This is a genomic window from Rhizobium sp. NPDC090279 (genome assembly GCF_044769665.1).
In the GTDB taxonomy this organism is placed as follows: Bacteria; Pseudomonadota; Alphaproteobacteria; order Rhizobiales; family Rhizobiaceae; genus Rhizobium.
Window position 1 is genome coordinate 390,885 of sequence record NZ_JBIVYI010000008.1, and the last position, 12,463, is coordinate 403,347.

The window sequence follows — 12,463 nt, forward strand, 5'->3', positions numbered from 1 at the left end:
GCTCGCGGGTGAATGCTTATGGCAAGGCTCTCCTACGCCCCTTGAGAACTCAGGAGAGCCTTCTTCAACCGGTGAATATGTCCGGCGCCAATTCCGCAGCAGCCGCCGACCATCGTCGCGCCAGCGTCGACCCATGAACAGGCGAAACGTGAATAGGCATCGTCGTTCAGATCCTCTCGGGTCGCGTGAAGGCCCTCGTTGGCAGCGGACTCGCCTTGTTCTCCCTCGAAGGCATTGGCATAGACGCCGATCTGCAGATTGTTGCCGGCTTGCTTGAAAATCTCCGCAGCAGCATCGATGGCCTTTCGCATGACTTCCGGTTTGCTGCAGTTGAAAAGAAGCGCGTCAGCGTCGGACGCCGCCGCCCACCGAGCCGCATCCTCGACGGCTTCGCCGGATCGAAGCTTGGGAGAGGCGCCATCCCTTTGCGCGGCGTCATCCGCGAGCGTGAAGGAGATCCAGAACGGCTTGCCGGTTTCAGCGACTGCAGTCCGAACTGCCTCTCCTTCTGCGATCAGGCTGAGGGTTTCGCCGAGCCAGACATCGACATAGGGATCAAGGTTTTCGACCAGGACCTTGAGATAATCCTGTACCTTTGACGGATCGAAATTCTGCGGCTCGTAGGACCCGAAGATCGGGGGCAGTGAACCGGCGACTAGGATTTTTCGATCCTTGCAGGCGTCCGCGGCGTTGCGCGCCAGCCGTCCGGAAAGGGCGATGAGGTCGGCTCCTTCCTTCCAGAACCGCTCCTCGCCAATGTGGAAAGGGACGAGCGCATAGCTGTTCGTTGTAACGACGTCCGAGCCGGCGGCGATGAATTCGTCATGGACCTGCCGGACGATCTCGGGCGAATTGACGAGCGCCAGCGCCGACCATTCCGGCTGCTTCAATTCTGCGCCGAGACGCAACAGTTCGCGGCTCATGCCGCCATCAAGGACCAACAGTTTGTTCATGGATGGAATCTCCAGAATGGCTCGGATCTGCGGAGAGGTTTCATCTCTCCCTCGCGCCGTGGGTTAACGCCGCACCGGCACCTGAGCTTCCAGAAAGCGGAAACTTCGCGCGATGATGGCTGTAAGAATGAGATAGAAAACGGTAACGACGATCAGCGGTTCGTAGACGAGCAGCGTGTCCTGGCGAACCTTGGTGGCAACGGCATAGAGATCCATTACCGTCACCGTGAAGGCGAGCGGTGTCGCCTTCAGCTGCATGACGATTTCGCCGCCGATCGTCGGCAATGCAATGCGAATGGCGCGCGGCAGCCAGATGCGCCGCGTCAGCGTGAAGGGACGCATGCCGAATGCGCGGCCGGCTTCCAGCTCGCCTTTCGGGACGGCGAGCAATGCGCCGCGCAAAACCTCCGCCTCGTAGGCCGCGTAGTTCAGCGTGAAGCTGACAGCCGCGAAGAAGAAGCCTTCGCGCAGGATCGGCCAGAACAGGCTCTGGCGGATTCCCGGGATCATTGGCAGAAGAGAGCCGACGCCATAATAGAGCAGCCAGAGCTGTATCAGCAGCGGCGTGCCCCGGAAGAAGGTGCAGTAGCCACGGGCGAGGATTCGCACGAGAGGGCCGCCGCTGACCTGAGCGAAGGCAAGGCCGATCGCGATGATGAAGCCGAAGACGACCGAGATCGCAAGCAGCGATAGCGTTTGCACGGCTCCCGTCAACAGAAGCGGCCAATAGGATGATATCCATGAGAAGGTCATGCCAGCACTCCTCACGCAAGCTTCGGTTGGCCGCGCCGCACCCGCCGCTCGACGAGATTGAATATGACATTCGAGACGAGTGTGAGAGCGAGATAGATGAGGGCGGATGCCAGGAAGAAGATGAAATAGTGCTTGGTGCTCGCACCGGCGAGACGCGTGGCGAGGGCCAGTTCCTGGTAGCCGACCACCGCGACGAGAGCGCTGTCCTTCGTCACCGACATCCACAGATTGGCAAGGCCCGGCAAGGCATTCGGCAATAGCGCAGGCAGGATGATGCGGCGGAAGCGCAGGCGTGGTCCCATGCCGAAAGCTTTTGCCGCCTCGATCTGTCCGACAGGGATTGCAAGGATCGCACCGCGCAGCACCTCAGTCATATAGGCGCCCTGCACGAAACCGAGCACGGCAACCGCGACCGCAAAGCCGTTCAATTCGAAGGCGGGCAGATTGAGCACGGCGAGGAGGCGATTGAGGCCATCCACTCCCGCATAATAGAGCCCGACAATCAGAATCAGCTCCGGGACTGCGCGGACGGCGGTCGTATAGAGCTCGAGCAGAAGGCGGAGCGGCCTGATGCCGGAAAGCTTGCCCAGCGCACCGCCGGTACCAAGCAGAAGGCCTATCAGAAAAGCGCCCGCAGAGATGGCGACCGTGGAGACGGCACCAGTCAGGAGCACGCCACCCCATCCGGGCGGATAGGGGGAGAGCAGATCCAGAATGCCTTGTTGGGAGGTCGCCATCGCCGCGATCGTTTACTTGGCGCCGTAGATATCGAAATCGAAATACTTCTTGCTGATTTCGTCGTACTTGCCGCTGGCACGTACCGCGGCGATCGCGGCGTTGAGCTTTGCCTTGAGTTCGGTGTCTTCCTTGCGAAGGCCACCCGAAACGCCAGCTCCGAGGACTTCCTTGTCGTCGGCGACATCGCCCATCTTGGCGCAGCAATCCTTGCCGCCATCGCTTTTCAGGAAAGCATCGAGAGCAAGGGAATCGCCAAAGACATAGTCGATGCGGCCGGCGGCAAGATCCTGAAACGCCTCGTCGAGCGTCTGATAGGTCTTCTCGTCGGCGACCTTGGCAAAATACTTCTTGTAATATTCCGACTGGATGGTCGAGACCTGGATGCCGATGGTCTTGCCCTTGACATCGTCGGCGGTTGCGCCCGGCTTCTGGTCCTTCGGGCCGATCAGCGTGCTGGGCGTATTGTAATATTTGTCGGTGAAATCGATAACTTTCGAGCGCTCGGCGGTATTCGACATCGATGACCAGATCACATCGAACTTCTTGCTCTGAAGTGCCGGGATGAGGCCGTCCCAGGAAAGCTCGACGATCGAGCATTTCTCCTTCATCTCATCGCAAACCGCGTTCATCATGTCTATTTCCCAGCCCTGCCATTTGCCGGAAGCATCCTTGGCGAAGAAGGGCGGATAGGATTCGTTCATGATGCCGAAGCGAACTTCCGCATGAGCGGTCATGGAAGAGAGCGTAAGGGCAAGCCCGACAACTAAGGTTGAAATCAGTTTCATGTAAGGGATTCTCCTAATGGTTTTGTCTGCGAATGGGATGGGGATCAGGACGTCAGCATGCCGGTAAACTCCCGACAGCGAGAGCTGATCGGAGCGTCGAAGATCTGCCGGGGCGGGCCTTCCTCCTCGATCCGTCCCTGATGCAGGAAGAGGACGTGGTTCGAGACATCGCGGGCAAAGCGCATCTCGTGCGTGACCAACAGCATGGTCCGGCCCTCCTCGGCGAGGTCGCGGATGACTTTGAGGACTTCGCCGACCAGTTCGGGATCGAGTGCCGATGTCGGCTCGTCGAAGAGCATCACCGCCGGATCGATGCAAAGCGCTCGCGCGATCGCTGCCCTCTGCTGCTGGCCACCGGAGAGGAAGGCCGGATGGGCACCGCGCTTGTCGTAAAGCCCGACTTTGTTGAGAAGAGCCTCAGCCTTTTCGATCGCCTCGCGACGGGGCACACCCAGGACATGCACCGGGGCCTCGATGATGTTTTCGAGAACGGTCATGTGAGCCCAGAGATTGAAGCTCTGGAAAACCATGCCGAGCCCGCTGCGCATCCGCTCGATCTGCCGCCAGCTTTTCGGCTGCATCTGTCTGTGGCGCCCCTGCTTCAGCGCGACTTCCTCGCCGTTGACGATGATGCGGCCGCGATCGGGCATCTCAAGCAGGTTTATGCATCGCAGAAACGTGCTTTTTCCGGAACCGGAGGAGCCGATGATGGAAATCACGTCCCCCTGATTGGCGGAGGTTGAAACGCCCTTGAGGACCTGATGTGACCCAAAGCTCTTGTGAAGATCTTCCACGCAAAGCGCCTGGGAGGACAGCGCTGTCATATAGAATTCCGATGAAAAACAATTTGCGGAGAATATCGCGAAGAAGGGCGGAATTTGCGCGCAATTTTAGATCATTTTGCACAAAAAATGCAAAAATGTATTTCTTGTGCATCTTTTATGATAGAATAGAGATGTCGTCATTTGATTTCATAGGCGGCCAGAGGAGTGGGAATGGAAAATCTGGATCGGTTTGATCGCGATATTCTCGACATCGTCCAACGCAATTGCCAACTCACTGCCGAAGCCATCGCCGAGGAGGTCGGCCTTTCGACCTCCGCCGTGCAGCGGCGCCTGAAAAGGTTGCGCGAGGACGGCATCATCAAGGCGGAAATTGCGGTCGTCGACCGCAAGGCGACCGGGACGCCGATGGTGTTCATCGTCGGCATGGAGATCGAGCGCGACAACTACGATGCACTTGCCAAGTTTCGCCTTTGGGCGGAAAAGCAGGATCATATCCAGCAGGTCTATTATGTCACGGGCGCCGTCGACCTCATCGCCATCGTCACTGCGCGGGATGTCGAGCACTATGACGATCTCGCCGCCGTCATTATGGCAGAGAATCCACAGATCCGGCGCATGCATACGAATGTGGTCTTGCGCGACGTCAAGCTTGGTCTATTTGTCCCGCTGGCCAATGGTAGTTAGGCCGACTAACGAGCGCCGTCTCGTTCATCGAGGTGATGCTTGCATTGACTTGCCTTGTATCTCTGCACGCAGAGCCGCCTATTTTTAGATCAAAATTACGCTTTCGGTGCGGCAGGACAGTCGGCCTGCCGCACACGTGCTCAAGAGTTCGAACCGCGTCCTTGCTCTTTTGCTGAAACGGGCCTTGCCTATGATTCACGCCTCATCCAGGTTCGATTTGAAGGTCGCTGGACTTATGAGATCGCTTCGGCAATCAGAACTTGTAGCTTGCACCCAGTAGCACTTTGTTCTGTGTGGCGCTGAAGTCGCCGATGTTCGACCCGAAATCCTTTTTGCCGAAATCCGAGTAGCGGTATTCACCACGAACCGTGATATTGTCGGTAATGGCGTGTTCAAGACCACCGCCGGCGGTCCAGCCGATCAGGATATCGTCCTTCTTTCCGACGCCTGCGACATTTACCTTGCCGCCGGCGGCCGCTACACCGGCTGTTGCGAAAACGAGCGTGCGGTCGAGCGCATAGCCGATGCGGGCCCGCCCGGAAGCGTCCCATTCGAGGTTCGCCTCTTTCTTGTTGTCGAAGTTGTAATTGAAGTCATTCTCGATGCCGTAGACGATGTTTCCGGACTGGAAATTATAGCCTGCGTGGATGCCGGCCGCCCCGCTGTCGATGTTCTCGTTCGATCCGAGATAGCTGCCCTGGTTCCAGGAGTAGCCGCCCTGAGCGCCGAGATAAAATCCGGACCAGCTAAAGGAGGAGGGCACTTGGTCAACGGCAGGCGGTGCCGGCTCCTGATAGGTCAGGTCGGCCGCGAAGGCCGGCGCCGTGGATGAAAGGGCAAGGGCCGCCAGCGCTAACAGTCTGATCCGCATAGTCATTCCTCATGGTGGTGTTGTCACGTAAACCCCGCATCAGCATTTGCAGCGTAGGGACGGCAGCATGACAATGTCTGCCATCAGCTACAAGCGCCATCGTTTCCCACCGCAGATCATCGCGCATGCGGTCTGGCTCTATTACCGGTTCCCGTTGAGCCTGCGCCTAGTCGAGGAAATGCTGATGGAGCGCGGCATCGTGGTCTCCTACGAAACGATCCGCCGCTGGGGCAAGAAGTTTGGGGCCGATTATGCTCGCCGGTTGCGCCGCAAACAGCCTAGCCGCGATGACATCTGGCACCTGGACGAAGTCGTTATCACCATTGCTGGCCGAAAATACTGGCTATGGCGCGCTGTCGATCAGGACGGATATGTGCTCGATGAGATCGTTCACAACCGCCGCAACGCCAAGGCGGCCAGGCGATTGCTAACACGCTTACTGAAGAAACAGGGCGCCGCACCGAAGCGAATAATCACCGACAAGCTGCGCTCGTATGGAGCGGCCAAGCGTCAGGTGATGCCGGACGTCGAACATCGGTCACACAAAGGATTGAACAACCGCGCTGAGAATTCCCATGTGCCGCTGCGAAAACGAGAGCGGGTGATGCAAGGATTCCGATCGCCAGGAAGCCTGCAGCGTTTCGTCTCGATCTTCTCGGCTCTGCGAAATCTCTTCGTTCCACCTCACTCGAAACGCTCCGCTCTCGCAACGCATATTCACCGCCTGCGGGCCATGGCGGAGTGGAAAGCCGTGACCGCAATAAGCTGACAACAGCGTCGAAGGCCCCCAGCGCGTTCATAGTCAGACAACGTGACATCGCCTTGTCGAGGGCAAAAGCCGCTCCTCAATCTCCTGATTTCGTGGGCCCAGCGACTTTTTTATTGAGGGTCGTCGATTCTGATCCCTTTCAAGGCGAGCATCTCGACAGCGGCGCTATACTATGCTCGAGAAATTAGTATAAGGAGGATCACGGTGGGTGGTGCCTTGTATTGGAGTAGCGGAGGCGGGCAGAGTCCGCTGGGGAAAAGTCGCCGAGCTTGCTTGCTGGTCGTAATTATACTAGATTTGTGAAAAAGATATAGAGGCCGCCGTGATTAAGCAGATTGACTTCATGTTTCGCACCATGGTCGCGGAACTCCAGCAACGGGCATTTGATGATGATTGGGCGGAAGACTTCCCCCCATCGGGTAGATTCGTGCCGGTGGCAGTTGATGGTCGGCGTTACTGGTATTTCGACCAACCCGACGGTGAGGGTGGGCAGAAGCGCCGGTATGTCGGGCCTGCCGACGACCCCTTGATTTCGGAACGGGTCGAAACCTTCAAGGGTGAGAAGTCAGACTATAAGGCTCGCCGCAAGTACGTTTCCACGCTAACGCGCGAAGCCGGTCTGATTGCCGCTGATCGCTTTACCGGCGATATCGTACAGGCGCTTGCCAAGGCCGGTCTCTTCCGGCTACGCGGTGTTCTCATCGGCACTGTCGCGTTTCAATGCTACTCGGCATATCTCGGCATCCGTCTGCCTTCGGCGGCGATCCTAACAGGTGATGCAGACCTAGCCCAGGATTTCGCGATCTCCGCGGAGGTGGCGGATTCGCTGCCGCCGATCCTCGATCTCCTAAAAGGGCTTGATCCAACATTCCGCCCAGTGCCGCATATCAGCGGCAGCTCTCGATCTCATGCTTTCCGGAATCAAACCGGTTACAGGGTCGAGTTCATGACGACAAACAGGGGGGCCGAAGAATATTCGGACAAACCCGCCAACATGCCCGCTCTCGGCGGCGCGTCAGCCGAACCGCTGAGATTCATGGATTTCTTGATCCGCGATCCCGTTCGTTCGATCTTGCTACATGGTGCCGGTATCTCAGTTGTTATCCCTGATCCTTGCAGGTACGCGGTGCACAAGCTTATCATTGCCGGTCGCCGCCAGAATGACGCCGGCGGCCAGGCCAAACGGGATAAAGACCTTAGACAAGCAGGAATACTATTCGACGCGCTGCCGGTCACGGGCCATGGACCATCACTGGCTGACGCTCTGGAAGAGGCATGGGATCGCGGGCCTGCTTGGAAGCTGGCAATCTCGGAAGCAGCCGAAACCATGCACAAGGAATATTGGGGCGCTATCGATCGAATGGTTGGTATTCTCAAGAGATAAAGGTTAGGCCTGCTCGAAAAGGCGGGCCCTATGGCAACGCTCATTCGTATCAGGTTGCGCTCGGCCTAACCTTTCTCTGACTCAGCTCTTCATTCCGCTTTCCAGTCTTGGTTCGAAATCTTGGCGGCCAACGCTGGCTGTCCTTCAGAAGAAAGCGACCAGTGCTGCTGCAGGACATCAGGCCTAGGCGAAAAGTAAATGAAATCAACAGGGCGTTGTGACCTTATAAGAAGTAATGGTTCATATCCGTTCAAGAGCATTAAACAGCTGAACGGCGTCGTGGTTCTCGGGGAGGGCATTAATATCAAACACTTCCATTCCGCCTCAGGCTTCTGATTGTGTAGCGGTAGTGCCGTTATTTGTCGCGTCGAGATCAGCTCGGATGATGTCGGCCGTTTTCTCATAATGAAGTTGCAGCAGACGTTCGGCTTCTGCGGTATCTCGATCGAGCACGGCTTTCAGGATGGCTGCATGTTCGTCATTGACCTTGCGCACGCGAAAGGCTTTGCGGATCGAAAGCGCTCGATAGCGGTAGAGCCGATCGGCAAGCTGCTCGCAAAAGCCTATCAACGGTTTTGATCCACAGCCTCCAATCAGCAACGCATGGAAAGCGCGATGAAGCCTTTCCCATTCCGGATTGTCCTCGAACTGTTCCGCATTAAGCGAACGCGGCGTGCGCTCCAGCCGGTGATGGGCGACCAAAAGCGCCTCTTCCCAGTCGGGAGTTGCGTTCGTCATGGATTCCCGCAGGGCCAGCGTCTCCACCCAGCAACGTGTTTTCGTCAGCTCGTACAATTCGTCCAGACTGATGGGTTTGACGAAGAAGCCGCGCTGTTCCTTTCCGATGACGAGATCTTCTGTCGTCAATCGGTTCAGCGCCTCGCGCAACGGAGTCTGGCCGGCATCGTAATACTCGATCAGGAAGCGCAGCTGAAGCTTTCGGCCAGGCTCCAGGCGCGTCGAGAGAATGTCGGCCTTCAGCCGCTCATAGATGCTGGTTGCCAATGTCGCGGGGCTTTCAGCCCCTTTCTTCAGCAGGTTGACGTTCATGGTGCTCTCTGGCTTGCAAATCGCTTTTATATACATGAGGAAGCGGCAACGCAAAATTTATAAATTTTATCTTTACGTGGAAAAGTTTGTACATTATCACAGCTCTTAACGAGGGAGGGCTCAATGAGCGGAACGGAAAAGCCAGCGTCAGGCGCCTTTGCGAACGGCTGCGCTTGTTGCGGCATTGATATCCACTGTCACGTGGTGCCCGCACGCTTTCCGCTTGCGACAGGGAATGCTCCCATCCGCGGCTGGCCCTCGATGGTTGCCGCGGGTGCTTGTCACGCAACGGTCGTTATCGACGACAAGTCTTATCGCACGGTCAGCGATGCCTGCTGGGTGGCCGAAAGGCGGCTGGAGGAGATGGACAGGACCGGTATCCGCATCCAGGCTCTGTCTCCCATGCCTGAGCTCTTCGGCTATTGGATCGAAAAGACTGCGGCCCACGACCTTGTCCGATACGTCAACGATGCGATCGCCGTGATGATCGGGCAGGGCGGGTGTCGTTTCGTTGGGCTCGGTGGCCTTCCTCTTCAGGATATTGATCTTGCGATTTCCGAGTTGCATCGCCTCGTCGGCGAACTCGGTTTTCGTGGCGTCGAGATTGGCAGCAATATCAATGGCGTGCCGATCGGTGATCCTCGTTTCCATCCCTTTTTTGCGGAGGCGGAGAAGCTGAATGCAGCTGTCTTCGTGCACGCCGTGCGGCCGATTGGCATGGACCGTCTCGTTGGGCCAGCGCCGCTTCAGCAGGTGCTCGGCTATCCGACCGATGTCGGATTGGCGGCAGCATCCGTGATCACCGGCGGGTTGCTTCAGAAATTCCCGAAACCGCGGATCGCCTTCAGCCACGGTGGCGGCACGTTTGCCTCGCTGCTGCCGCGGCTGGAGCGGGGCTATTCGACCTTCCCGGCTATCAACGAAATCATGCATGAGAGCCCTGCCGCGCAGGCGCGGCGTCTCTATGTGGATTCGTTGGTTTTCGATGCGGACATGCTGCGCCGCCTTGTCACCGTCTTCGGCGAGGAGCGCATAATGATCGGCACCGACTATCCCTTCAATTTCCGCGAGAAAGAGCCTGTCGCTTGCGTCGAGGAAGCGTTTGCGGATGCGAGTTTGTGCGAGCGCCTGACATTTGCGAATGCGCGCGCTTTCCTGGGTTTGGATGAGGTTTGATCCTATGACTGAATTTCCTGTCATCGCTTTGCGCAGCGTCGAACTGGGTACGCCCGATCTCGCGTCGTCTGTCGACTTTTATACCCGCGTCTGGAGCTTGGATGTCGTCGCCGAAGTGGAGGGTAAGGTTTTCCTGGCGGCAACGGGTGCTGATTTTCATGTGTTGGAGCTAAAGCAAAGCAACCGTTCGGAATTGCGCAAGATCAGTTTTCGCGTCGGTTCGGCTGAAGCGCTGGCGTCGCTTTTCGCAAAGATGGTTGCCGCAGGCTGTATTGTCCTGCGCGACATCGGACCGGCCGATGGTCCGGCCGACGGCGAGCGTTTCGTCATCCGCGAGCCGCAAGGCGCTGTGCTGGAATTCGTACACGGCGACCGCCGCAAGCATGGCCGCGTGGTTCCCACCCGGCCGGAACGTCTGGCGCATGTCAACATCAACAGCGCTGATATCGAGGCGCTTTCGGACTTCTATCGTAACGTCCTCGGCTTCCGCCTGACGGACCGGTCGAAGCCTATGGCTTTCCTGCGCTGCAACGACGACCATCATGCGGTCGTGCTGGCCGAAGCACGGGTCAATGGGCTGAACCATGTCGCCTTCCTGATGCCCGACCTCGAATCCGTCATGCGAGGTTCTGGCCGCGTCGTCGATCACGGCTATCCGATCGGCTGGGGTGTGGGACGGCATGGACCGGGCGACAACGTCTTTGCCTATTTCGTCGACCCGCAAGGCGTAGTGATCGAATATACCGCCGAAGTTCTGCAGGTGGACGACTCCTATCGCTTCCGAGGACCTGAGGAATGGGTCTGGCCGCCCGGCCGGACAGATCATTGGGGCATTGCGCCTCCCAAAAGTGACGCCTGCAAGACGGCACAGATTTCCATCGGCTTTTCCGGCGCCTGATGCGCCCAATAGACATTTGCAGAGGCATGCCTGTGACGAACGATAACGATATTTCGAACTCTTATGACGTGCTGGTGGTCGGCTTCGGCCCGGCTGGAGCCGTGGCCGCCGGCATGCTCGGCACGCGAGGCCATTCCACGCTCGTCGTCGATCGGTTGACCGGTATCTATGACAAGCCGCGCGCTATCGCGCTCGACCACGAAATCCTGCGCCATTTCGACAATATGGGCATTGCCGACGAGGTGCTTCCCCATATCGCGCCGTTCACCGCCTCCCAGCACTTCGGCGCAGAGGGGCAGCTCATCCGTCGTATCGACATGGTGCCGGAACCGTATCCGCTCGGCTACACCCCGAGCATGGTGTTTACCCAGCCTCCGGTCGAGGCCGTGCTGAGACGGCATGCCGAGAGCTTCGACTGCGTGAAGATAGAACTTGGCACGGAAATGGTCGATCTCGATCCTCAGGGGAATGAAGTGGTCGCGACGCTGCGGGATTCGTCCGACAAGAGCCAGAGGATCGCAGCGAAATATGTGATCGGCTGCGACGGGGCGTGGAGCCGTGTGCGTGAACTGTCGGGAATGAAGCTCGAGGATCTCGTCTTCGACGAGCCGTGGCTCGTAGTCGATGTACAGGTACATGAAACCGCGCTGGGCAAGCTGCCGCAGACTTCGGCCCAGTTCTGCAATCCGGCGCGTCCGACCAGCTACATCATGGGGCCCAAGAATCACCGCCGCTGGGAAATCATGCTTCTGCCGGGCGAGGACCCACGCGAGATGGAAAAGCCCGACAATGTCTGGCGGCTGCTGTCGCCCTGGCTGATGCCGGAAGACGGCGAGCTGTGGCGGGCCGCCGCCTACCGCTTTCATGCGCTCGTTGCCGACGAATGGCGGCGGGGGAGGGTCATGATTGCCGGCGATGCCGCGCATCAGCAGCCGCCCTTTATCGGACAGGGCATGTGCCAAGGCCTGCGCGACGTTTCCAATCTCGTCTGGCGGCTCGACCGCATCCTAAAGGGGCAGTCTTCCGAAGCGCTGCTGAATACCTACACGGTGGAACGCAAGCGGCATGTGCAGACGCTGACCGGCAAGATCAAGGCGATTGGCCAGACGATCTGCGAACGCGATCCGGAAGCCGCCGCGGCGCGTGATGCCCGCATACTTGCTGAGGGCGGCGGTCGGCCTCTTACCATGACCCGGCAGGAAATCGTTCCGCCCATCGAGGATGGGCTGATCGCCGAAGAAGGCACGCCAGCGCGAGGATTGTTGTTCCCGCAGCCGGCAATCGTCGAAGACCCCGTTCCCCGCTTGATGGATGCCTTTACTGGACCGGAATGGCGGCTTGTGCTCGACGGCCGCCGGATCAGGATGGCCGAGGGAGAAGCGCTGGCCGAAGAGATTGACGGGATCGTGGTGAAGGCAGTTGTGCCTCAAGGCGATAATGCAGCCGATCCGGCCTCGCTCCGCGAAAAGGATGGCGTGCTCTCGGCCTGGTTCGACCGACACGGCGCGGTCGCAGCGCTCGTGCGCCCTGATCATTACGTTTTTGGTGCTGCCCGCAACGTTGAGGCGCTTCGCCAGCAGATTGCGGACCTGCGCGCTCGCCTTACATGAGTCCCGT

At 58.5% G+C, this 12,463-nt stretch carries 13 protein-coding genes; 6 read left to right on the forward strand and 7 right to left on the reverse strand.

Annotated features, from left to right (window positions below; genetic code table 11):
• Nucleotides 1-32: 32 nt before the first annotated feature.
• From ACIQWP_RS21785 to ACIQWP_RS21805, 5 genes are all read right to left on the reverse strand, one after another.
• The gene (locus tag ACIQWP_RS21785; protein WP_402791983.1) at nt 33-953 is read right to left on the reverse strand and encodes a homocysteine S-methyltransferase family protein; all 921 of its coding nucleotides are present in this window, start codon (nt 951-953) and stop codon (nt 33-35) included.
• A gap of 63 nt (nt 954-1,016) precedes the next feature.
• Nucleotides 1,017-1,706: an ABC transporter permease gene (locus tag ACIQWP_RS21790; RefSeq protein ID WP_402791986.1), complete on the reverse strand. Its 690-nt coding sequence runs from the start codon at nt 1,704-1,706 to the stop codon at nt 1,017-1,019.
• A gap of 11 nt (nt 1,707-1,717) precedes the next feature.
• Complete coding sequence (locus tag ACIQWP_RS21795; RefSeq protein WP_402791989.1) at nt 1,718-2,443, reverse strand: ABC transporter permease; 726 nt, start codon at nt 2,441-2,443, stop codon at nt 1,718-1,720.
• A gap of 12 nt (nt 2,444-2,455) precedes the next feature.
• Complete coding sequence (locus ACIQWP_RS21800) at nt 2,456-3,229, reverse strand: transporter substrate-binding domain-containing protein (protein ID WP_402791992.1); 774 nt, start codon at nt 3,227-3,229, stop codon at nt 2,456-2,458.
• 44 nt (nt 3,230-3,273) lie between these two features.
• On the reverse strand, nt 3,274-4,053 hold the full coding sequence (locus ACIQWP_RS21805) for an ABC transporter ATP-binding protein (RefSeq protein WP_402791995.1): 780 nt from the start codon (nt 4,051-4,053) through the stop codon (nt 3,274-3,276).
• A 171-nt stretch (nt 4,054-4,224) separates the two neighbouring features.
• Between ACIQWP_RS21805 and ACIQWP_RS21810 the strand changes: the two genes are divergently transcribed.
• On the forward strand, nt 4,225-4,698 hold the full coding sequence (locus ACIQWP_RS21810) for an Lrp/AsnC family transcriptional regulator (RefSeq protein ID WP_402791998.1): 474 nt from the start codon (nt 4,225-4,227) through the stop codon (nt 4,696-4,698).
• Between the two features lie 253 nt (nt 4,699-4,951).
• On the opposite strand, the gene ACIQWP_RS21815 is transcribed toward ACIQWP_RS21810, so the two are convergent.
• The gene (locus ACIQWP_RS21815; RefSeq protein ID WP_402792001.1) at nt 4,952-5,569 is read right to left on the reverse strand and encodes an outer membrane protein; all 618 of its coding nucleotides are present in this window, start codon (nt 5,567-5,569) and stop codon (nt 4,952-4,954) included.
• A gap of 73 nt (nt 5,570-5,642) precedes the next feature.
• Between ACIQWP_RS21815 and ACIQWP_RS21820 the strand changes: the two genes are divergently transcribed.
• Nucleotides 5,643-6,338, forward strand: coding sequence for an IS6 family transposase (locus ACIQWP_RS21820; RefSeq protein ID WP_402792098.1), 696 nt, complete (start codon nt 5,643-5,645; stop codon nt 6,336-6,338).
• Between the two features lie 325 nt (nt 6,339-6,663).
• On the forward strand, nt 6,664-7,722 hold the full coding sequence (locus ACIQWP_RS21825; RefSeq protein WP_402792101.1) for a GSU2403 family nucleotidyltransferase fold protein: 1,059 nt from the start codon (nt 6,664-6,666) through the stop codon (nt 7,720-7,722).
• A gap of 324 nt (nt 7,723-8,046) precedes the next feature.
• On the opposite strand, the gene ACIQWP_RS21830 is transcribed toward ACIQWP_RS21825, so the two are convergent.
• Nucleotides 8,047-8,772, reverse strand: coding sequence for a GntR family transcriptional regulator (locus tag ACIQWP_RS21830; protein ID WP_402792004.1), 726 nt, complete (start codon nt 8,770-8,772; stop codon nt 8,047-8,049).
• 123 nt (nt 8,773-8,895) lie between these two features.
• On the opposite strand from ACIQWP_RS21830, the gene ACIQWP_RS21835 reads away from it, so the two are divergent.
• Genes ACIQWP_RS21835 through ACIQWP_RS21845 form a run of 3 tightly spaced genes read left to right on the forward strand, consistent with a single transcriptional unit; the run spans nt 8,896 to nt 12,456 of the window.
• Nucleotides 8,896-9,948, forward strand: a complete 1,053-nt coding sequence (locus tag ACIQWP_RS21835) for an amidohydrolase family protein (RefSeq protein WP_402792007.1) — start codon at nt 8,896-8,898, stop codon at nt 9,946-9,948.
• A gap of 4 nt (nt 9,949-9,952) precedes the next feature.
• Nucleotides 9,953-10,846, forward strand: a complete 894-nt coding sequence (locus ACIQWP_RS21840; protein ID WP_402792010.1) for a VOC family protein — start codon at nt 9,953-9,955, stop codon at nt 10,844-10,846.
• 32 nt (nt 10,847-10,878) lie between these two features.
• The gene (locus ACIQWP_RS21845) at nt 10,879-12,456 is read left to right on the forward strand and encodes a bifunctional 3-(3-hydroxy-phenyl)propionate/3-hydroxycinnamic acid hydroxylase (RefSeq protein WP_402792012.1); all 1,578 of its coding nucleotides are present in this window, start codon (nt 10,879-10,881) and stop codon (nt 12,454-12,456) included.
• Nucleotides 12,457-12,463: the final 7 nt, after the last annotated feature.